Origin of the sequence: Microbacterium sp. 22303, from assembly GCF_052045265.1 — a bacterium.
Classification (GTDB): domain Bacteria; phylum Actinomycetota; class Actinomycetes; order Actinomycetales; family Microbacteriaceae; genus Microbacterium.
The window spans coordinates 54,123-76,394 of the sequence record NZ_JBQEOQ010000003.1 but is presented as its reverse complement, the minus strand read 5'-3'; the positions used below and the strand labels follow the sequence as shown (position 1 = coordinate 76,394).

General features: G+C 63.0%; 17 protein-coding genes. 13 read left to right on the top strand and 4 right to left on the bottom strand.

Going from position 1 to position 22,272, the window contains the following annotated elements; translation table 11 throughout:
- The first annotated feature begins 11 nt into the window (after positions 1–11).
- From ACTJI8_RS09915 to ACTJI8_RS09870, 10 genes are all read left to right on the top strand, one after another.
- Positions 12–1,010, top strand: a complete 999-nt coding sequence (locus tag ACTJI8_RS09915) for a VOC family protein (RefSeq protein ID WP_440733268.1) — start codon at positions 12–14, stop codon at positions 1,008–1,010.
- A 1,578-nt stretch (positions 1,011–2,588) separates the two neighbouring features.
- Positions 2,589–5,465: a glycoside hydrolase family 3 C-terminal domain-containing protein gene (locus ACTJI8_RS09910; protein WP_440733267.1), complete on the top strand. Its 2,877-nt coding sequence runs from the start codon at positions 2,589–2,591 to the stop codon at positions 5,463–5,465.
- A gap of 155 nt (positions 5,466–5,620) precedes the next feature.
- Positions 5,621–8,056 carry a beta-glucosidase family protein gene (locus ACTJI8_RS09905; RefSeq protein WP_440733266.1) on the top strand — a complete coding sequence of 812 codons (2,436 nt, stop codon included), beginning with the start codon at positions 5,621–5,623 and terminating at the stop codon, positions 8,054–8,056.
- Positions 8,056–8,691, top strand: a complete 636-nt coding sequence (locus ACTJI8_RS09900; RefSeq protein WP_440733265.1) for a hypothetical protein — start codon at positions 8,056–8,058, stop codon at positions 8,689–8,691. The genes ACTJI8_RS09905 and ACTJI8_RS09900 overlap by 1 nt, the downstream gene beginning before the upstream one ends.
- Before the next feature lie 26 nt (positions 8,692–8,717).
- The gene (locus ACTJI8_RS09895) at positions 8,718–9,740 is read left to right on the top strand and encodes a glycosyltransferase family 2 protein (protein ID WP_440733264.1); all 1,023 of its coding nucleotides are present in this window, start codon (positions 8,718–8,720) and stop codon (positions 9,738–9,740) included.
- A 17-nt stretch (positions 9,741–9,757) separates the two neighbouring features.
- Positions 9,758–10,480, top strand: a complete 723-nt coding sequence (locus tag ACTJI8_RS09890; RefSeq protein WP_440733263.1) for a LytR/AlgR family response regulator transcription factor — start codon at positions 9,758–9,760, stop codon at positions 10,478–10,480.
- Positions 10,477–11,796 carry a GHKL domain-containing protein gene (locus tag ACTJI8_RS09885; protein WP_440733262.1) on the top strand — a complete coding sequence of 440 codons (1,320 nt, stop codon included), beginning with the start codon at positions 10,477–10,479 and terminating at the stop codon, positions 11,794–11,796. Before ACTJI8_RS09890 ends, ACTJI8_RS09885 begins: the two co-directional genes overlap by 4 nt.
- 89 nt (positions 11,797–11,885) lie before the next feature.
- Complete coding sequence (locus ACTJI8_RS09880; protein ID WP_440733261.1) at positions 11,886–12,497, top strand: hypothetical protein; 612 nt, start codon at positions 11,886–11,888, stop codon at positions 12,495–12,497.
- 305 nt (positions 12,498–12,802) lie between these two features.
- Positions 12,803–14,287, top strand: a complete 1,485-nt coding sequence (locus ACTJI8_RS09875) for an aldehyde dehydrogenase family protein (RefSeq protein WP_440733260.1) — start codon at positions 12,803–12,805, stop codon at positions 14,285–14,287.
- 62 nt (positions 14,288–14,349) lie between these two features.
- A complete protein-coding gene (locus ACTJI8_RS09870) occupies positions 14,350–15,969 on the top strand; it encodes a GMC family oxidoreductase (protein ID WP_440733259.1) in 1,620 nt (539 codons plus the stop codon).
- A 92-nt stretch (positions 15,970–16,061) separates the two neighbouring features.
- Here the strand turns inward: ACTJI8_RS09870 and ACTJI8_RS09865 are convergent, their stop codons facing one another.
- The 4 genes from ACTJI8_RS09865 to ACTJI8_RS09850 form a co-directional block, all read right to left on the bottom strand.
- Positions 16,062–16,970: a LysR family transcriptional regulator gene (locus tag ACTJI8_RS09865; protein ID WP_440733258.1), complete on the bottom strand. Its 909-nt coding sequence runs from the start codon at positions 16,968–16,970 to the stop codon at positions 16,062–16,064.
- 16 nt (positions 16,971–16,986) lie between these two features.
- Complete coding sequence (locus ACTJI8_RS09860) at positions 16,987–17,280, bottom strand: hypothetical protein (RefSeq protein WP_440733257.1); 294 nt, start codon at positions 17,278–17,280, stop codon at positions 16,987–16,989.
- Positions 17,281–17,405: 125 nt separating this feature from the next.
- A complete protein-coding gene (locus ACTJI8_RS09855) occupies positions 17,406–18,329 on the bottom strand; it encodes an isocitrate lyase/PEP mutase family protein (RefSeq protein WP_440733643.1) in 924 nt (307 codons plus the stop codon).
- Between the two features lie 5 nt (positions 18,330–18,334).
- Positions 18,335–19,186, bottom strand: a complete 852-nt coding sequence (locus tag ACTJI8_RS09850) for an SDR family NAD(P)-dependent oxidoreductase (RefSeq protein WP_440733256.1) — start codon at positions 19,184–19,186, stop codon at positions 18,335–18,337.
- A gap of 223 nt (positions 19,187–19,409) precedes the next feature.
- On the opposite strand from ACTJI8_RS09850, the gene ACTJI8_RS09845 reads away from it, so the two are divergent.
- Genes ACTJI8_RS09845 through ACTJI8_RS09835 form a run of 3 tightly spaced genes read left to right on the top strand, consistent with a single transcriptional unit; the run spans position 19,410 to position 22,217 of the window.
- Positions 19,410–20,681, top strand: a complete 1,272-nt coding sequence (locus ACTJI8_RS09845; RefSeq protein ID WP_440733255.1) for a cytochrome P450 — start codon at positions 19,410–19,412, stop codon at positions 20,679–20,681.
- Positions 20,674–20,985, top strand: a complete 312-nt coding sequence (locus ACTJI8_RS09840; RefSeq protein WP_440733254.1) for a 2Fe-2S iron-sulfur cluster-binding protein — start codon at positions 20,674–20,676, stop codon at positions 20,983–20,985. Before ACTJI8_RS09845 ends, ACTJI8_RS09840 begins: the two co-directional genes overlap by 8 nt.
- Positions 20,986–20,999: 14 nt before the next feature.
- Positions 21,000–22,217, top strand: coding sequence for an NAD(P)/FAD-dependent oxidoreductase (locus tag ACTJI8_RS09835; protein WP_440733253.1), 1,218 nt, complete (start codon positions 21,000–21,002; stop codon positions 22,215–22,217).
- Positions 22,218–22,272: the final 55 nt, after the last annotated feature.

The window sequence follows — 22,272 nt, the reverse complement described above, 5'->3', positions numbered from 1 at the left end:
GACACACGATCATGACACGCAACACCTACGACCCCGGCCCGCAGATCGCGCAGGCCGGCGCCATCAACCTCGGCGTCACCGACCTGACCAAGTCGTTGTGGTTCTTCAGCGATCTGCTCGGGATGGAGATCGTCCATCAGGATGTCGGCGTCGCCTACCTCCGCGGCTACCAGGAGCTCATCCACCACTCGCTCGTGCTCACCCAGCAAGACCACGCCCGTGTCAACGCGTACAGCTTCCGGGTGGCTCGCAAGCAGGACGTGGAGCTGTTCCACGACCAGTTGGTCGACAGCGACATCGAGGTCCTCCAGCTGTCCTCTGGGCATCAACGCGGCCGAGGCGAGGCGATCCGGTTCCTGGTGCCGTGGAGCGAGCACCCGTTTGAGCTGTACTACGACATCGACAAGCCCCGGGCGGCCGAGTCCATCCGTTCCAAGCTGCCCTCCAGCAGCTCCAGCCGCCGCGGGCTCGGTGTGCGCCGCATCGACCACTTCAACGTGCAGACCAGCCCGGGCACCATCAACCAGGCCGAGGCCTGGCTGCGGGAGAACCTCGGCTTCAAGCGGCGCGAGTTCATCATGATGCCCGACCACCCCACCACGGTAATGGCGTCCTGGATGTCGGTCACCTCGCAGATGCACGACCTCGCCATCGGCGCGAACCGGCTCGAGGAAAACGCTCGTCTGCACCACGTCGCGTTCAACCTGGAGAACTACCACGACGTCCTCACCGCCGCCGACCGGATCCGCGACCTCGACATCGAGTACGGCGTCGGCCCCGGCAAGCACGGCGTGGGCCAGGCCATGTACCTGTACATCCACGACCCCGGCTCCGACCACCGCGTCGAACTGTACTCCGGCGGTTACCAGATCTTCGACCCGGATTGGGACCCGATCGAATGGCAACCCGCTGACATCCCCAACGGGATGACCTGGTACGGCGACCCCATCGACCTCAGTGTTGGCAGCCGAGGACGATACACAACACCCTCGGCTGGGTTGCACGGCTGAACGTTTTTCAACTGATCTGACGACGGCTTGGCGTCGATTGGCACGATTACGGAAGGTGCGCGCGTGAGACCATATTGAGTTGTTAACGTACCGACGAGGTAGCTGGTGGGAGTGGCAATGTGCGGCCGCCCGTAGGCGTCGACTTCGGGGGAGTCGATTCGCCACTGTCGATGGGAACGGGCCGGCGGTGCACCCCGAGTTGTTTGCATCGCGAGTCCGAAAACGGCTGGCAGGATCCTCGGTGAGCCCGCATTTGGCAGACCGTGCCGGTCCCCAGACGACAAGAAGCCCGTGACCCCACGGTGCGCCATCGTGACGGCACCGTGGGATAGCGCGGGCAATGCCGACGCCTTTCCGGTATGCTCATTTTTGAGGGCGTCGGATGCCATGCGCTCGCGGGGCCGCTTCGGCGAAGATTGGCGCGTACAGCGGGACGTCTGCGCCCGCGGTCGCGCCGCCGCCGAAGAGGGACCCGCGCACGAGGCAACATCCCCAGCTGCAACGGCACCCGATGGTTTCGCCGCGAACTAGGTGCACGTTAGGTTCTCGCGGTGGAATCAGTCGACGGTGGTACCCGCGCCGTTCCCATCAAGGGTCATCCGAGGAGCCTTCGTGCGCCCACAATGCGTCACGTTGCCGGGCGGTTCGCCATCACCCCCCGCCGAACAAGGGCGGGCGTCGACGAGTAATCGGACGGCGCGAGTGAGTGAACCGTCGAGCTCATGAGGTTGGACTGGTCGGGCGGCAGTCGCGAGTGCACGGATGGTCTGCCCTAGAACCTGCCCGGTACGGGCGCCGCCTATGGGGTGCGAAAGTTGCGACTCTATTCGTAGGCGAGTCGACTATGGAACAAGCGCACGCATGTGTCTACCACGACGCGCGATCCTAGTCATGCCGCGGCATCAACTCCGCCGCTTGTTCCTCTATGGAGCAGAAGGGTTCCATGCACTCGATCGGTGACACGAGCACCGATCCACGTGCTCTGCGCTGGAACGGTCCCCGTGACAGCGGGGGAGAACCGACGTCACTTGGCCGGCGGGAGCGTGGTCTCGAGACCTCGATGTCCCGGGAGTCCTCGGCCTCAGTTGTGACCCACGAACGGCCCGGATCGAGGGAGAACGAGGTTGGCAAGCTGCGGAATCCGACTGGTCGGATTCCGCGGCATTCCGGGGAAGATCGAGAGAATAGGAACGAGGTCGGTCGAGGAGGAGCTGTATCGACGGGGTTCCGTTTCTATGTCCTCATCGGTGTCACGACGGTCGGAGAACGAGAGACCCTCGGTTTCGTCGTCTTCCGCCGTGTCCCCAACCATGTGACGACGATCGACGTCTGCCTGGACGCGCACGACGACCAGCTTCGTCCGTTGGTCTGGACCGCGTCAGCCGCATCTATGCGGGAACGGCAACGTCGCACCCAATCGGTAACCAAGAGCGGGACACGCCGCCGGAGACAATTCGCCCGCCGTAATTGACAGGTTGTGTAGCTAGCGCCTTCGGCAGGGTTCGAGTTTGCGAAGCTGGGCGGAGGCCGCGCGTCTTTGCGTGGCGTGTGCCCTGCCCCGACGAAGTGGAGAAGTGAATGCTCAATATTGACATGGGAGATGTGGCTGCGGTCGTCCAGCTCCTCGCTCCCTATCTCATCGCTGTGGGGGTCGTGCTTGTGCTCGGTCTCGCTGCGCTCTTGCTAGCCCGACGCCGCCCGCGCCCACAACGCACCCTCATCAGGGGCGGTTCGACGATCGCAATGGTTCTCGGGGTGGTCGTCGTCGCGAACATGGTCGCCTTTGGGCCGATGTCCACGTTGATTCAACTTGCTACCGGCGACGGGAAGGTATCAAAGGAGACCACCGCTGACGCAGCCGTCGTGGCGGAGGATCTCGCCGCGGAAGGGATCGTCCTTCTTCAGAACGATGCCTTGCTTCCGCTCAACGACACGAAAAAGGTGAATCTCTTCGGCTGGTCTTCCACCGAGCCGGTGTACGGCGGCGGAGGATCAGGAAGCATCAATGATCTGTATCCGGCGGTAAGCATCGTCGATGGCCTGGAAAACAACGGCATCGAGACGAACCACAAGCTTCAAGACTTCTACACCGAGTACATGGCCGAGCGTCCGGAGATGACGATTCAAAAGCAGACGTGGGCATTCCCGGAGCCTCCCGCTGACACCTACCCCGATTCGCTGCTCTCGGATGCCAAAGACTTCTCAGACGTCGCTGTCATCGTCCTCGCACGTGTCGCCAGCGAGGGTGACACCGACATGCCGACCGACATGACGAAGACTGATTTCCAGCAGAATTCATCCTCGTATAACGATTTCGAGCCGGGCGAGCACTCGCTACAGATCTCTCAGACCGAGCAGGACATGATCGACTTGGTCACGTCCAACTTCGACGACGTCGTGCTCGTATATAACGGTGCAAACCCCATGGAGCTCGGGTTTGTGGACCAGTATCCGCAGATCAAGTCTGTTCTGTGGTCTCCCCCTCCTGGGCACGTCGGTTTCGACGCGTTGGGGAAGATCATTGCCGGCGAGATCAACCCGTCCGGGCGCACTGCTGATATCTTCCCGCGCGACCTCAAGCAGGCTCCGTGGTGGAACAACCAGGTCGCCCGCGAGTATGACAACCTGACAGCCCTCGGTGTCGTGGACTTCGATGGCCGGAAGATGGTCCCGGCCTTCATGAACTATTCCGACGGTATCTACGTGGGTTACCGGTACTACGAGACCGCGGCCGCTGAAGGCGCCATCGACTACGCCGCTGCCGTGCAGTACCCCTTCGGGCACGGGCTCAGCTACACGACGTTCACTCAGCAGATGTCTGCATTGACGGTCGCGGACGGCAAGCTCACTTTCACGGTGACGGTGACCAACACCGGCGCGGTCCCGGGCAAGGACGTCGTCGAGGTGTACTCGAACCCGCCGTACACGAACGGGGGAATCGAGAAGTCGTCTGCGAACCTCATCGCCTTCGATAAGACGGACGAACTCGCACCAGGTGCTTCAGTCGAGCTTGACTTCACCATCGCGGCCGAAGATCTGGCCTCGTATGACGAAAGCGGGGATGGGGCATACGTCCTCGAAGCCGGCGAATACAAGATCTCGATCAACAGCGATTCGCACACCGTCATCGACACGCAGACCTATGTTGCAACCGACACTGTCCGGTATGACGGGGATGCTGGCCGTGCGAGTGACGATCTTACGGCGAGCAACCAGTTCCAGAATGTGGAGGGCGATGTGACCTTCCTGTCTCGAGCAGATCAGTTCGCGAACTACTCCGTGGCGACAGCTGCCCCGCAGGGATCGACGCTTCAAGAACCGTGGGCGTCGGAGTATGTCAACAACAAGAACTACGACTACAAGAGTGATCTGAACCCGGACGCCGAGGCGCCTGTCACGGGAGCCAACAACGGTGTGGAAGTGTCAGATCTCCGCGGCGCAGACTTTGACGACCCGCGGTGGGAGCCGTTGCTTGATCAGTTGACGGTTGCGGAGATGGTGGCCGTGACGAGCGTAGCGGGCTACCAGACCGCTGCCATCGACTCGGTCGGCCTCAATTCCACGATCGACTCCGATGGTCCCGCGGCCGTGAACAACCCATTCACGAACGAAGGCTCCCTCGGGTTCCCCGTGGAAGTGATGATCGCGTCGACGTGGAATCAGGACCTCGCCCACCGGTATGGCGAGATCATGGGCGACCTGTCTCGCGAACTGAATAGCGCGGGGTGGTACGCGCCCGGAATGAACACGCATCGGGTCCCGTTCGGTGCCCGCAACTTCGAGTACTTCTCGGAAGACGGCGTCTTGGCAGGGAAGATTGCTGCCAGTGCCGTGCAGGGGGCGGCATCAAAGGGTGTCTTCGCGTATATCAAGCACTTCGCTCTCTACGACACGAAGAACTTCTTCGTGTCAATCTGGTCGGACGAGCAGGCAACACGCGAGATCTACCTGAAGCCGTTCGAGATCGCCGTCAAGGAAGGTGATGCGACTGCGGTCATGAGCAGCTGGAACTACATCGGCCCGAGGTGGGCCGGTGCGTCGAAGAGCCTGCTCCAGACCGTCCTGAGGGAAGAGTGGGGATTCCGAGGGTTCGTGCTCACTGACTACACGGACGCCAGCGGAAACGGGTTCCAGAACCTCGATCAGGCGCTCGTGAACGGCGGCGACGCGATGTTGGCCACGGTAGGAGGAGTTCCGAACGGAGTGCACGATGACTCGGCGCCGACGACGGTGACAGAGCTCCGTAGGGCGACGAAGAACATCATGTACACCGTGGTCAATAGCTGGGTCCATGATGGGTCCGTCGAACGTCAGGGCCTGCCGCCCTGGCAGGTGGTAGCCATCGTCATCAATGGCGTCGTCGTGGTCGCGCTCGCTCTGGGCAGCATCTGGACTGTCCGTCGCTCTCGCAAGCTCCGAGGTGCAGCGCAACATCAGGACCTCGCGACCCCATAGCGGAGGGGCCGACTCATCGGGGCGGGCAGGCGGGCGAACTGCTTGCCCACCCCGATGAGCAAACCTGTCGAGGTGCACCCGTCCCAATCCAATGCTGCCAAAACGGCGGGATTCCGATGACTGACGTCGTTCGTCCATACAAAGAAAGTTCCACTGTGATCGACACCATCACGCTCGTGGCCGAGTTGAGCCTCCTGGAGAAGGCGGCGCTACTTAGCGGAGCGAACACCTGGCAGACGCGGGCGATTGAGCGGGTTGGCCTACCGGCTGTCTGGCTGGCGGACGGCCCGCATGGCGTGCGCAAGCAGGTGGGCTCAGCCGACCACCTCGGCATCAACGGCTCAGAACCGGCGACGTGCTTCCCTACCGCCGCCACCGTCGCGTGCAGCTGGGACGACGAACTGGCCGAGGAGATCGGCACCGCTCTCGGGCGCGAGGCATCGTCGCAGGGTGTCGGCGTCGTGCTGGGGCCGGGCCTCAACATCAAGCGCAGCCCGCTCGGCGGCCGCAACTTCGAGTACTTCTCCGAGGACCCGGAACTATCGGGCCGCCTCGCAGCGGCCAACGTACGCGGTATTCAGTCGGCTGGCGTCGCCGCGACGCCCAAGCACTTCGCGGTCAACAGCCAGGAGCTGCGCCGCATGGTCAGCGACTCCGTTCTTGACGAGCGCACACTGCGTGAGATCTACCTGACGGCCTTCGAGATCGTTGTGCGCGAGGCGGCACCGTGGGGGATCATGTCCTCCTATAACCTCGTCAACGGCGTGTACGCCCACGAGAACCCGCATCTGCTACTCGACATCCTCCGTGCCGAGTGGGACTTCGACGGGGCCGTCGTGTCGGACTGGGGTGGTGGCAACGACGCTGTCGACGCGGTCGCGGCCGGAGGCACTCTCGAGATGCCGTCGCCCGGCTTCGACTCGGCGAGGCAGATCGTCGCGGCCGTGGAGTCGGGCCGGCTTGCCGTCGCCGACCTCGACGCCAGAGTCGCGGAGTTGGTTGGCCTCATCAATCGCGTGACCGCGCAGCCTACTGCGACCGTGGACCTCGACGCCCACCACGCGCTCGCGCGTCGCGCTGCCGCGGAGTCTGCGGTGCTGCTGCGCAACGAGGACGGGCTGCTGCCGCTGGCCGCGGGAGCAGGCGTCGCCCTCATCGGACCCTTCGCGACCGTGCCCCGCTTTCAGGGGGCGGGATCGTCGCTCGTCAATGCGACGCGCGTGACAACGCTCGCCACGGCGCTCGAGGCGTCACCCGTATCTGTCGTCGGCGTCGCGGAGGGGTTCCGCCGGGACGGCAGGCCCGACAAAACACTCCGTGATGAGGCGATCGCGCTCGCGCGCCGTGCGGAGGTCGTCGTGCTCGCGCTCGGGTTGCCGGAGATCGCGGAGTCGGAGGGGCTCGACCGTTCGAACCTCGCTCTCCCCGAAGACCAGGTCATTCTGCTGCGCGAGATCCGGCGCGTAAACCCGAAAACGGTTGTCGTGCTCAGTGCGGGGGGTGTGGTCGAGACGCCCTGGATCGGCGAGACCGCTGCCCTTCTGCACGCCTACCTCGGCGGCCAGGCCGGAGCGGAGGGGATCGCGGACGTGCTGACGGGAGCCGTCGACCCGAGCGGACGCCTCGCAGAGACGATGCCGTTGGCCCTTTCAGACACGCCGACGGCGGAGCACTTCCCGGGCCGCGGACGCACTGTCGAATATCGCGAGGGTCCCTTCGTCGGGTACCGCTTCTACGAAACGGCCGAGATCCCGGTGGCCTTCCCCTTCGGCTTCGGCCTTTCTTACACGACCTTCGCATACCGCGACCTCGTGGTCGACTCCGACGGGGCACGCGTCACCGTCGCGAACACGGGGAACCGTGCCGGATCCGAAGTCGTTCAGCTGTACATCGGTCGCATCGGGGGGAGCGGTGTGCTGCGGCCCGTCCGCGAGCTCAAAGGTTATGTGAAGGTGCGACTGGAGCCGGGGGAGTCCCGGCGCGTGTCACTCCCGTTCGGCGAGCGCACGTTCCGGTTCTTCGATGCGCCGAGCGATAGTTGGCGGGTCGAGGCGGGACGCTACGAGGTCGCCGTGGGCTCCCATGTGCGTGCCCTGGCGCTCCGCACGACGATCGAGCGCGACGGGGTCACTCTGCCGCCGCTCCCCGCCGTCGTCGCGCTCGCAAGTCTCCCGCACGTTGGCGGCATGGACGATACGGCGTTCACCGAACTCCTCGGCCGCCCGATCCCGGATGCGAGGTCGGCAGACGGGCCGCTGAGCCAGAACGATCCGATGGAGCGTCTTGCGGATGCGCGCAGCCCGCTCGGACGCTTCTTCTTCCGCATCCTCGACGGTCGCCGCCGCAAGGCGGAGACCGCTGGCATGCCCGATCTGAACATCCTGTTCTTGCTGAATGGGCCGTTCCGGGTGATTTCCAAGATGAGCGGAGGGCTGGCCACCCGCCGCCTCACCCTCGCCATCCTCACGCTCGTGAACGGCCAAACCTTTCGGGGCTTGTGTCGTGTCGTCGCCGCCTTCTTCGGCGGTTGGCGTGACGAGAGGGTGACGAGAAAGGCGTTCTACGCCGCGGCCACGAAAAGGAGTCAGTGATGTTCACCAACGTCAAGAAGTGGTGGGTCGGCTTCCAAGCCGGGCGGCCCGAGATGTCGAAGTTCATCATGTTCTTCCTGCTGTCCAACGGTGTCACTGTCTTGCAGCTCGCGCTCATGCCGATCTTTCGCTGGGGCTTCGACACATTCTCCGACTTCGTGAACGTCGGCTTCCAGGTGCTTCCCGTCGGGTCGAACATCGACGGCAGCCAGTACTACATGTTCGACTACGCGGCTGGCCCCCTACCGGAGGGCGGCGGCGGACTCGCGTACTTCCTCGCCGTACAGATCACGCTGCTCATTGCGCAGGTCATCAACTTCTTCCTCCAGCGCAACATCACGTTCAAATCGAATACCTCCGTCTGGATCGCGGCGATGTGGTACACCATTGCGTACATCGTGATCACTTTCGTCGCTGCCACAGCGCAGGGCTTCTACAAGGCGCCGATCTACGAGTTCTTTATGGAGACGATCACCTGGGGAGCGTCCGGCTCGGTCGTCGCCGACGTCCTCACGATGATCATCAACTCCGCGATCTCGTTCTGGGTCTTCTACCCGATATTCAAGGTCATCTTCCGCCAGGTGCCCGTCACTGTCGAGATCGCGGGAGAGACGGCTGAGAGCGCATCGAAGTGACCCATCCATCCGGTACAGTGCGTGCCGTGCCGCTTCTGTCCATCGTCGTACCCGCGTACAACGCGCAGGCTTACCTCGATCGCGCACTCGCGGGACTCGAGACGGTTAGCGAGGTCGAGATCGTCGTCATCGACGACGGCTCGACTGACGACACCGGGGAGATCGCCGATCGCTGGGCTCAGAAGCACCCTGACAGTGTGCGTGTCGTGCACCAGCCCAACCGTGGACACGGCGGCGCGATCACCGCGGGACTCGCCGCCGCTCGAGGCGTGTTCTTCAAAGTGCTCGACGCCGACGACTGGCTCGACATCTCCTCCCTGCGCACCCTTATTGGACAGCTGACGATGCTCGAGTCAAAGGACGCGGTCGACGCCGTCTTCACCGACTTCGTCCACGAGCGAGTCGGCAAAGCGCCTCGGCTCGCCCGGTTCGACGCCGTGTTCCCGTCCGACCGCGTCTTCACGTGGAGCGACACAGAACGCTTTGGACGCCGCCACGTATTGATGATGCACGCCATCACCTATCGCACGCATCTCCTGCGAACGAGCGGGCTGCATCTGCCCGAGCACACTTTCTACGTCGACAACCTCTTCGTTGTGAAGCCGCTCGCGCACGTGCGCCGCATGCGCTACCTGCCGATCCCGCTCTACCGCTACTTCATCGGTCGTGATGGGCAGTCGGTCGCCCCCGACGTCATGGTGCGCCGCGTCGACCAACAGCTCCTCGTCAATAGGCTCGCACTGGCAGCCTTGCCGCAGCCTGAGGAGGTGGCGCGCGGCGTCATCCCGCGCCAGCTGCACCGGGCGCTTTTGCATCATGTCGAGGGGGTGTGCGCTGTGACGAGCGCAACGCTGGCACGGGCCGGGACTTCCGAGCACCTCCTCCAGCGTGACTCGTTCTGGCGTGAGGTGCGTGCCGAGAACCCGTGGCTCTACACGCGTATGCGTCGCACCCTGATCGGCACGACAAGCAATCTGCCCGGCCTCGCCGGACGGCGGGCCACGACGTTCGCGTACCATGTTGCACGCAGAGTCGTCGGGTTCAGCTGACGTCGGGAGGTGATGGGATGATCCGCGTCGGAATCGTGGAAGACGACTCCACAGCGATCGAACGTCTCCTGTCGCACCTGGACCGCTTCCAGCGGGCCCAGGACGAGAAGTTCCACATCGGTGCCTTCCGAGACGGCGCCGACGTGCTGGCGGACTACCGTCCGGACTGGGACGTGCTGTTGTTCGACGTGCAGATGCCGCGGGTCGACGGCATGACGGCGGCGCAACGCATCCGCGAAGTCGACTCCGAAGTCGTCATCGTCTTCATCACGAGCTCACCGCACTATGCCGTGAGCGGCTACGAGGTCGGGGCGCTGAGCTACCTGCTCAAGCCCGTGTCCTACTCCTCGTTCGAGCAAGCGATGACACGCATTCTGGGACGCTTGCGGAGCCGCCCCCGTCGCGAGTTGCTCTTCACCGCGACCGATGGGGGACACCACCGCATCGCCGTCGACGACATCCGCTACATCGAATCGGCCCGTCACCGCGTCGACGTCTACACCCTCGACGAGACCTTCAGCATTGCCACGACGCTCAAGGCGATGGAGGCTCAACTTGTCCAGAGTGACTTCCTTCGGTGTCATAACGGTCTGCTCGTGAACCTCCGCCACGTCACAGGAATCGACGGCAGCGAGTGCCGCATCCGGGGAGGCGGCCGATTGCCTATCAGCCGGCCGCGAAAGAAGGCGTTCCTCGCGGCGCTCGCCGAGCACATTGGGGCGCGCGGGATGTCGGCGTGAACGACGTCACCGGTCCGGTCCTCGCCGAGATCCCCCGGCTCCTCACCGCGATTGCGGAGTGGGGTGCGTGCGTTGTGTACATCGCAATCGCCCGGCGGCGTTTCGGGCTGTCGGCGACGGCGGGCGTCTGCGTCGCGGGACTGGTCGCGCTCCTCGGCGTGCAACTGTGGGCAGGGTCGCTGCCGATCGCGTGGTGGATCCCGGGGATGCTGATCGCTGCCGCGACGATGTATGCGTTCGTCTACGTTACGGTCGACACGTCGACGCGCGGCGCGGGATTTGTCGCGGCGCGCACCTTCGTGCTCGCCGAGCTGGCGGCATCCGCCTACTGGCAAGTCGATCGCTTCTATGCGGGCCAGTTCGACGCGTATGCGCAGACGATCGGCGCCGTCGTCGTGTACGGGGCGACCTTCGCAGGCGTCGCCTTCGCCGAGCGTCGCCTGTTCGTGTGGGAGACGCGCTTCGACGTGTCGGCGTCGCAGCTTATCGGTGCAGTCGCAATCGCCGTCGCGACGTTCGGAATCTCGAACCTGAGTTTCGTGAGCTCCGACACCCCATTCAGCGGACGATTCGGCACCGAAATCCTCTACATTCGCACTCTCGTCGACCTCTGCGGGTACATCGCGCTGCACGTGCAGCTGCGCGTGCACCAGGAGGCCGTCGCGAGACGAGATGCCGAGGCGATGGCCCAACTACTGCGAAGCCAACACGACCAATACGAGATCACTCGGCGGTCGATCGACGACGTCAACCGTAAGCACCACGATATGAAGCATCACCTTGACGCGATCCGCTCCGAAGAGGATGCCTCGACCCGCTCCCGCATGCTCGATGACCTCCAGGACTCCATCAGCCGCTACGGCGCCGTCGTGCGCACTGGCAACCACGTGCTCGACGCGATTGTCACTGCGAAGCTGGCCCGCGCGGGGGAGCGGCATATCGAGGTGTCCGTCGTCGCCGACGGTCGACTTCTCGCGTTCATGCGGCCAATGGACCTCACCTCGCTCGTCGGCAACGCCCTCGACAACGCCATCGAGGGCGCATCGACCCTGCCGGTCGACGAACTGCGGATGATCGAGCTCGCCGTCTTCTCGCAGGAGGATTTCACGATGGTGCGGGTGCAGAACACCTTTGACGGTGTCGTGCTGCGCAGCGGTGACCGCATCGTGACGCGCCAGCGCGGCCAGGGGCACGGCTACGGCCTGCGCAACATTGAGACGGCGGCGCACGCCTACGGCGGCGCCCTTTCGGTGACGGCAGACAATCGGTGGTTCTCGCTGAGCGTGCTCTTCCCTGCGACCCCCGCGCGGGACTGAGACCCGGCGAGTCGACAGTTCGGCGCCTGTAACCGACCAGTTGTGCGCTCAGCATCCGTCCCGGTCGACGTGCGTGCTTACGTGGGAGGATGTCCCGCATCTCCGAGCGTTGGGCGACCTTCGAGCACGCTCACCCCACTTCCGCGCAACTCATCACATTCGCCGGTCTGAACATCGGCATCACCGTGCTGCAACTCATCATGATGCCGGTATTCAAGTGGATCCTCGGTACGACCGAGCTCATCGACACGGGGTTCCGTGCCTTCCCCGTCGGCTCGGGCTACCATATTTTCGACTACGTTGCGGGCGCGCTCCCTGAGGGTGGAGGTGGCGGCCTCGCCTACTTCCTTGCGGTGCAAGCGACGCTCGCGATCGCCCAGGTGATCAACTTCTTCGCACAGCGCAACATCACGTTCAAATCGAATACCAACCCCTGGTGGGCTGCCCTCTGGTACACGCTCGCATACGTCATCATCACCTTCGGTGCTGCAGCCCTGCAAAACTTCTACAAGGTCCCCGTGTATGAGCTCCTCATCACGACCTGGGGGATGGGAGCGGCGGGTGAGGCTATAGCCGATGTCGCCACGATGCTCATTAACGCCCTCCTCTCGTGCGCCGTGTTCTTCCCAATCTTCAAGCTCATTTTCCGGCGCACTGACACGGACGCAAAGGAGGCGGAATCGATCGAACAGACGGCGTGAGCCGGTGTGGGAGACGTGGCCCGGCTGTCCACCCCAGGCGCCAGGAGCGGATGGTCGCGTTCACGAAGCCCTCGGAGATTGTCTGGAGACGTGTGGGGGCGCTCACCCGAGTTCGAGCCGTCGGTGTCATCGCCGCTGTCGAACCTGCGCGTCAGCGGTCCCCTACTCCGTAAGGGATGCCCGGTCGTCATTTGGCCCACCGATGCATGCAGATTGTGCATGGAGAGGTTCGAGGGCGGTATTGGACGGAAAGGCCAGACGCGCGCTGGACTAGGTCTTTCTAGACATCGTGCGAAGGAGCTCGAATGACAAGTGTCAGCGAAACCATCCCTGTTTTCGGTCAGTACATTGGCGGAACATGGGAGGTGGGGGATTCGACGCATCTCATCGATGTGTTGAATCCCGCGACGGAAGAGGTCGTGGCTCGCGTGCCCCGCGGCACTGCCTCGGATGCTGCACGGGCTATTGCGGCTGCTCGTAATGCGTTCGACCACGGACCGTGGGCGTCATACACCGTTGAAGAGCGGAGGGACGCCCTTCGTCGCATGCTCGAGATCTTCGAACGACGCAGAGACGAACTGGTGGAACTCAACATTGCCACGGGTGGCGCTGCGCGGCCGATCGCCGAATTCTTGCAGGTGGATACAGCTATCGCACACCTTCGTGACATGGTGATGCGAGTCATGCCGACTTTCGAATGGGAACGGCCGGGACCGGCCCATGTGGGGCAAGGTGTCGGCCAGGGCATCGTGGTTCGTGAACCGTTCGGGGTGGCGTCTCTCATCTCGGCATACAATTTCCCCCTGCTGCTGAACATCGTCAAGGTGGCACCTGCGCTCGCGGCGGGGTGCACGGCGGTGTTGAAGCCGGCCGCGACGACTCCGATCGAGGCCCTGATCATTGCCGAGATCGCCGAGGAGGCGGGTCTGCCCGCCGGTGTGTTGAACGTCGTTACCGGCGATCGGGACGTTGCGTACGAGATGTCCACAAATCCTGATGTCGACATCGTCAGTTTTACAGGTTCGGACACCGTGGGGAAATTAATTTACCAGCAGGCGGCCGCGTCGCTGAAGAAAGTGGTGCTTGAGCTCGGCGGGAAGTCCGCGTCGATCATCACGGAGGATGCGAACCTGGAGAAGGCGGCTGGCGAGATCGTCATGCACACAACCATGCACGCCGGTCAGGGGTGTGCACTGCTGACGCGGGCACTTGTGCATCGCTCACGTGTCGATGAGTTCGTCGAGATCCTCAAGCAGGGCTTCGCGCAGGTGCGCGTCGGAGATCCAGCTGACCCTACGTCGTCGATGGGGCCGCTGATCTCTGCTGACCAGCGTCAGAAGGTGGAGAATCTCATCGCACGTGGAATCGAAGAAGGCGCGAAGATTGCTGTGGGCGGCGGTCGCCCTGAGCGGGATCGCGGGTTCTTCGTGAACCCCACGATCTTCGTCGACGTCGATAACTCCATGGACATCGCCCAGACTGAGTTTTTTGGCCCGGTCGGTGTCGTGATCCCCTTTGACGACGACGACGATGCGGTGCGGATCGCGAACGACAGCGATTTTGGACTGTGGGGTGCAGTGCGCGCCAAGGACCCGGCCCGAGCTCTGGCGATCGCCCGGCGCTTGCGGACAGGAACCGTTGTCATCAACGGTGGTGGCGGGATCTTTGGCCATGGCCTGATGCCCTACGGAGGCTATAAGAACAGCGGCATCGGGCGAGAGTATGGGGAGGCCGGTCTTGACGAATATCTAGAGACGAAGGCGATCACCTGGGGCGTCGCTGAGGGGTAACGACGGCGGACCATCCGGCCGCCGCATTCGCTATTCGCGTAGATTCAACGAAGGACGTCACCATGGCATACGACTACATCATTATCGGAACAGGCGCCGCAGGAGCTGTCCTCGCAGAGCGACTCTCAGCCTCGGGCAAGAACACCGTTCTGGTCCTGGAGTCCGGCGGGAGTGATCGGGACCCGACGCACCGCGTTCCCAAGGGGTGGGTCTTCACGATGCAGAATAAGAAGTATGTAAAGAAGTACAGGCCAGAACCGTTCGGTGATGGGACCGTCGAGGTGTGGCCGCGCGGAATGATCGAGGGCGGATCGACAACCGTTAACGGGCTCGGGTGGAACACGGGCGAAGCTGCCGGGTACGACTGGGACGCCCTGGGGAACGAAGGCTGGAGCTGGCAGGCCTTTCGCGACGCGCTGGATCGCATCGAGAATCGTCGACGAGGCCGCGCCGGACGTAATCCGAGGAACGGGCGGATGAACGTCGAGGTGGTGTCGACGAAGGGGAAATTTGGCGACACCGCGTTGCGCGCATTCGAGCGGTCCGGCGCGCCGACTGTCGAAAGTGCGAACCTGTCATCTGGACCCCGTTCGTCATACGCGGAGACGAACTCGCGCGCCGGGATGCGTTGGAGTGCGGCCTCGGCCTTCCTGAAACCTGCGGTGCGACGCAAGAACGTGACGTTTATCAAGCACGCGCACGTGTCACGGATCCTCTTCTCCGGGACAACCGCCATCGGCGTCGAAGCTGACATCAAAGGTACGCTGCATTCATTCGCCGCGGGTCGCGAAGTTCTCGTGTGTGCGGGTTCACTCGAAAGCCCCATGCTGCTCGAGCGCTCTGGCATCGGTGCACCCGAGGTCCTCGAAGCCGCGGGCGTGGGCGTCATCGCCGCTAGTCCGAAAGTCGGCGAGAACCTTTCCGAACACAGGGGCTTCACGATCCTCTACCACCTCGCAAACGGCCTGGGTTTCAACCACGCCATCAACACGCCCCTGCGGCAGTTGTTCTCCGGCATCAAGTTCCTCCTGACGCGTAGAGGCGTTATATCGTCCGGCTCCTTCGACGCCTTCGCCTTTTTTGACCTCGACGAGGGGACCCCCGGCGCGGAAACTATGGTGGCTGTCGCTGGGATTTCCTACGGTGAGGGGATGAAGCCCGAGCGGCAGGCCGGGGGGCTCATCGCTGGGTACCCGTTGTACCCCACCAGCCGCGGATCGATCCATATTACGGGTCCCCGGGTGGCCGACGAACCGCGAATTGTCGTGCCGTATTTTCGGACGGACTACGACAAGCGGACGATGGTGCAAGCCGTTCGCCACATGCGGTCTGTTCTCGACACCCCGGAGATGCAGTCAATGGGGGCGACCGAATACTATCCGGGGCCGGGCGTTGCAACAGATGATGAGATCGTCGCTCAAGCCTTGAACTTCGGCCCGTACGGGTACCACACGTTGGGTACCTGCGCGATCGGACCAGACGACGATGATGTCGTCGATAGCCGGCTCCGTGTTCGAGGGGTTCGGGGTGTGCGCGTCATCGACGCTTCGGTGTTCCCCCACCAACCGTCAGGAAACAACAGTGCCCCCACGAGCGCTGCGGCGTGGATCGCGGCCGACATGATCCTTGAGGATGCCCGGGTGTACGAGCGAGAAGAGATCCAGATCAACGCCGTGGGGTGACCACGTGCACGTAGGAGGACCCCGTGAAACGTGTCACGGGGTCCTCCTACGTGCACGAAGCAACGACCCTTTTGCTCACGGGACCCGAAAAATCACGTCGAGGAGTCATATCGGAGTATTTCGCCGAAGGCGTCGGCGAGATCTCTTCCGGTGAAGATGTCGACCAGTGACCGCGCCGGGCTCGACAGCGGTCGCCCGGAGACGCTGACGACCCCCACTGTTAGCGAACGACCGACCGGATGGTCGACGCGTGACAACTGGAAATTTGGACGGCGGGCGGCGAGGCCGGGCGCCGCGAGAAGAAGAGCATCCGTCGTTGAGGCGAGGCGGAGCAGGAGATCGTAGTCGTCCAGCTCCAAAAGAGGAGCCGGCAGTCCCACGAGGTCGGACTCGTCGAGCATGAGGCGAGCGAAGCTGCCTCCGATCAGAGGGAAATCTGACAGTCGGGCGTCCGGGTCGTAGACGAGTGGGTGGTCGGCGCGGGTGTAGAGGGCCGGCTGGCTCGTTGCGAGCTCTACAAAATCCAGATGATGGCTTTGAGTGAAGTCGTGGGAAGGCATTCCGCCGACGAAGAACTCAATCTCTCCGTGAAGGAGCATCCGTCGCAGATCGGTGTTCGATCCGATGCGCACGGCCGCGGCGACCCGCGACTCTTGGATCATCATCGCCAGCACGTCATCGAGGAGCATCGCCCCTGTCATTGGGCCGATCCCGAATGCTACGCGTCGCAGCCCGCCTCTGGTGGAGCTGACGACGTCGTCTTCGAGAGACTCGGCGTGTGAGAGGAGCGCCTCGGCACGGGTCAGGAACTCTTGCCCTTCGGGCGTGAGAGTCACCCCCGTCCGGTGGCGCACAACTAGCGTCACGCTCAGTGACTTCTCGAGACTCTGGATGCTGCGAGTGAGGGCAGGTTGTGAAATGTAGAGGGAACTCGCGGCTCCCACGAAGGATCCGTGACGAGCGAGGGCTCGCAGGTGAGCGAGTTTTGCAAGATCGAGCATGGCTGCAGCTCACCGATCAGTCGATACGCACTTCTCCGAACGCGGCACCAGGGAGATAGGCTCCGCCGAACAAGTCTATGACCTCGGCCCGTATGGTGGCACGGACGGGAACCGTGCTGTCGTGATCATCAGTCGCCAGGGCGAGCATCGGAGTCCTGAGCCCATCGACTTCTACGCTTACGACGACGCCCTCGTTGTCTTCGATCCACGGATCGCTCAGCCGAATGTCCATCAATCCACCGTGCCCGATGATGGTGAGGGCACCGGCGAACTGGCGCGGCGCGATCGCGGCGTCTCGAGCGGGAAACATGGCAGCACCTGGCTCCCGCTGCGCGGGAGCCGTGGCGACTATCTCTCCGTCTGGGAGCCCCAGAACGTACCGTTCGAGCGATGCGGGCAGTCTCCATTGCAGGTGCTGTCGGGCCATCTCCGAGGTCACCTTAGGAATCGGCGCTCGAGTTCGAGGTAGTAGTCCACGCGTACGAGGTCGAGAACGGGGCGGCCTGCGCGAAGGCGATCCGGTTGATTCTCGAAGTAGCGTGCACTCGAGAGATCTTCACGATAGACCTCCAGCACGGACCGGTAAGCGTTCACCGCTGCTTCGAGTGTCATCGCTGAGGGGGAGACGATCTTGACGCCGAGTTCTCCGATGTCGCGTGCGGTGTAGCCGGAGGGTGCGTCGCCGACGTACATGACGGGGCCCTCGATGAGAGCGACAGCCTCCGCGAGGATCTCCATCTGCCGGTCGGAACTCATACCCCAGAGGGACATCCCGTTGTGCTCGATCATCATCGGGAGTACGACATCTGCGCCTGCAGCAAGGTACGCGTTGGCGCGTTCGATCTGGTCGTCGAAGGAGACACTGTCGCCGTCCGTGCGTGCAATCACGACGAAATCTGGATCGCGTCTGGCTTCGGTTGCGACGGAAATTCGGTCTGTCGCCTCCTCGAGCGAGACGAGATTTCTACCCGGTAGTACAGGGCATTTCTTGGGCAGCGCTTGATCCTCGATGTGGATGCCGGCAAGCCCTGCTTTCTCGGCGGCTCGGACGGTTCGATGGATATTTTGCACTCCGCCAAATCCTGTGTCGACATCGCTGATGACAGGGATGTCGACGGCGTCCACGATGCGGTCGGCCTGCTGGACGAGTTCGGACATTGTCATGAGACCGATGTCCGGTCCGCCGAGGTGTGCGGCTTCGAGCGCGAACCCACTGATCGCTGCGCACTCGAACCCGGAGAGTTCGATCATACGCGCAGAAAGGGCATCGTAGCAGCCCGGCATGTGTACAACACCGGGATTCGCAATCAGCCGCCGCAACGCGGCCGTGGGACGGGGTGCCTCCGCTGAGAACGTCATGTCCGTCACACCCCACTCTCAGGGAAGAATCCCGCTGCTACGGCCTGTGCACGCGCATCCAGGAAATCAGTGGTGAACTGATGAGTTGTGCAGTAAGGGGCGTTCACGGCCAGTGCGCGAAGAAGCATGGGCCCGACTTTCTCGGGTGCGAGCGGGACGTGGAAGGGCTCCGGCGCCCGCTTATCCAAGTGCGGATACTCGACAACGTGACGTTCGTCCGAACGGTTCTCGGTCGGTCGGGTGAGCTCGCTCGTCTGAGCGATCGTCGTGGTGATGAACCCCGGGTAGAGCACGGTAACGCCGATGTCGTCGTCGTGATCGCGGAACTCTTCCCGCAGAGTGTCGGAGAGCGCATCGACGGCGGCCTTGGCAGCTCCGTACATCGCATGACCGGTGTTCCGGGAGATCGTTGCGGCGGACGATGTGTTGACGATGTGTCGACGGTTCGATTGTTCGCGCATGCGGGGGACGAAGGCGAGTACGCCATGTACGACGCCCAGATAGTTCACGTCGAGCATCCATCGGTAGTCGTCGATCGACGCTTCCCAGATCGCACGGAACGGGCGCATTGTTACCCCGGCGTTGTTCACCAGCACATCGACGGATCCGAAGTCACCGAAGGTTCGATCGGCCAGCTCCCGAACCTGGTCAGCATCGCTGACGTCGACGGCCTCGCCACGGGTTCGCACTCCGAACGCGGCGAGTTCCTGGGCGGTCTGCTCGGCTGCATCCCTGCTGATATCCGCAACGACGATGTTCGCGCCGCTTCGGGCAAGTTCCGTCGCGATCGAGCGCCCGATGCCGCGCGCACCCCCCGTCACGACAGCCGTTGCGCCTTCCAATGTGAGTCTGTTCACGAAGTCTCTCCTTTGAGTCCAGATCATCCTCCCCGCTCTCGCATCCGCCCGTCCAATGCAACGAAAGCCCCAAGCTATAACTACAACGCATACCGCGTCTATGCACTCCGTGCATTGAACCTGGCGTTGTGGGTATTGGACCGTGCGCGCCACGCGGACTTTGATGGATCCGACCGCAGGGGTGCAGTAGCCCTCTCCTCAACGACGAGATCGGAGCTCGAACATGGATACCCGAGAAATCGACAGCAAGCTGACGAGCGCAGAGTTCTTCGCGGACCCGAGCTTTCACGAGACGTTCGCCTATCTCAGATCCAATGACCCGGTGCATTGGACCGACGGCGACTACGCGCGGGGATTCTGGTCAGTGACCCGGCATGAAGACTGCAAGGCGATCCTCGGGGACCCGGAAACGTTCAGTTCCCAGCGAGGTACCCACCTACCCGTGGAGGGCACTGACCTCTCGGAGGAAGAGAAGCGAACGCTCGGGTTCGACGCGATGTTGCCCTTCAACGATGCTCCACGGCATCCCACACTGCGCCGCCCCGTCAATAAGCACTTCACCGTTCCCTCCGTAGCACGCATGCGGACGGACATCGAGAAGATTGTCGATGACATCCTGGACGGCATCGCAGAGGCGGGGGAGTGCGACCTGATGATCGACGTGGTGGCAGAAATGCCGGCGCGACTCTTCCTCGGGATGTTCAATGTCCCGAACGAACACTGGCGCCAGGTTCGCACGTGGACGATGTCGATGATGCATCCGAACGACCCGGCTTACCAGTTGCCTGGCAAGACCCCGGAGGAGACCTGGCGAACCAGCATGCTCGATTTGCACAAGTTCCTTGTGGGGCTGGCGGAAGAGCGGCGCGCGAATCCCCTCGACAACGACTTCGCCAGCGTCATCGCACATATGGAAGTCGACGGCGAACTGCTCGATCTGCGTCAAGTCGGGTGGTATTACTTCCAGATCATTGGTGGCGGACTGGAGACGACACGCAATGCCGGCGTGATCGGGTTGCGTGAGTTGATGTACCGCCCTGAACAAGCCCAGTTCCTCAGAGACAACCCTGACCGGATCCCGGCCGCTGTCGAAGAGATTGTGCGATGGGTCACCCCGTCGAAGAACCGGCTCCGCGTTGCCACCCAGGACACGGAGATCGGAGGCAAGCAGATTCGTAAAGGCGACTGGGTCGTCGCGTGGATCGTATCGGGAAACCGAGATGACAGCGTATTCGGGAACGGAGATGTGTTCGACACGCAACGGGAACACAACCCGCATCTGGGCTTCGGCGACGGTGTCCACATGTGTTTGGGACGCAACGTCGCACGTCTGGAGCTGAGGATCCTTCTGGACAAATTCCTGAACCGCTTCCCCGACTACTCCGAAAACGGGCCCGTCAGTTGGGTCGCCGACAACAACACCACAGCACTCAAGAGCCTTCCAGTGAAATTCACACCGGAGTCGGCCGCCGTGCGGATTGCAGCCAATGCCTGATATCGAGTTTTCCTTCCCGGATGGAACAGTTCAGCGCGTCGAGGCGGCCGCCGGGCAGACCGTGATGAAAGTTGCCGTCAACAACGACATTCCCGGTATCGACGGCGAGTGCGGAGGAGAGATGTCCTGCGCAACATGCCACGTCCTCGACATCGACCCCACGCAGAACGGCTTCGACCCCGCGTCGGAAGACGAGCTCGACGTGCTGTCGTCGCTCGACAACTGTTCCACCAACAGCCGCCTCGGGTGCCAGCTGCCGGTAGCGAACGGAGACTGCATCCGTCTGTTGGTGCCCGACCTATGAACGGACAAGAAACAGTGAAGCTCTTCGACGTCGTCATCGTCGGCGGCGGTCACGCCGCCGCGGAGCTCGCCGCAAACTATCGCCGACTGGGTAGCTCAGCGTCGATCGCGATCGTGAGCGAAGAAACCGTCCTCCCGTATGAGCGTCCGCCCCTGTCCAAAGCGTTTCTTGGGGGCACGGTGGAATATGACGACATTCTCCTTCGGGAAGCCTCGTATTGGGAACGAAGCGACGTCACGGTACTGACGGGTGAGCGCGTTGTCGCCGTGGACGTCCGCGAACGCAGCGTCCGATGCGAAAGCGGGGCGGAGTTCGGTTACGGTGACCTTGTCTGGGCAGCAGGCGGACGGGCACGGCCACTGCCGGTTCCCGGGGCCGATGCCGCAGGCGTGCACTACATCCGCACGCTCGAAGGCGTCACGAGATTCCGGGATGAGGCCCGTCGCGCGAAGAACGTGGTCGTAGTCGGGGCAGGATACATCGGCATGGAAACCGCGGCCGTGCTCCGTTCCGTACTTGAAGTTCCGCACGTCACGGTAGTTGAAACCTTCGAACGGGTGCTCTCCCGTGTCACCTCCGAACCCGTGTCAGAATTCCTTCAGAATGCTCACGAAGTCCGGGGAGTGCGGATCCTGCGGAACGCGACAGTGCGCTCGATAGAGGTGGAGTCAGGCTCGGTGACCGGTGTCCGAGTCGACGATGAAGTCGTCCCCGCCGATCTCGTCGTCGTCGGAATTGGCATCATTCCCAACATCGATCCGTTGCAGGAAGCCGGAGTCGCTTGCTCGAACGGCGTGGACACCGACGCGCTCGGGCGCACCGACAAAGCCCGCGTGTGGGCGGTGGGTGACTGCGCTAACACCGTGATCTCCGATGGTCGCCGTCAACGGTTGGAGTCGGCGCCGGGCGTGGCGGCGCGGTGCAAGATCGTGGCCGCATCCATGCTCGGCCATCCGCTGCCGTCGCTCGAGCCCGCATGGTTCTGGTCGGATCAATACGACATTCGTGTGAAAACAGTCGGAGTCTTCACCGGTCACGATCGATGGGAGGTGGTGGGAGACCCGAATTCCGGAAAGTTCGCCGTCAGATACTTCCAGAGCGACCATCTCATCGCTGTCGACACGATCAACGACCCGAAAGAGTTCAACAGCGCGAAAAAGCTCCTCAAACTTCCCCTGCCCAAACGGCACATCTCTCAGCTACACGACTCTCGCATCGAGGTCGTGGGCTGAGAGTACCCCGCCCACACGCGACCCGCGCCGCCAGTGGCACGACGACTGACTCGAA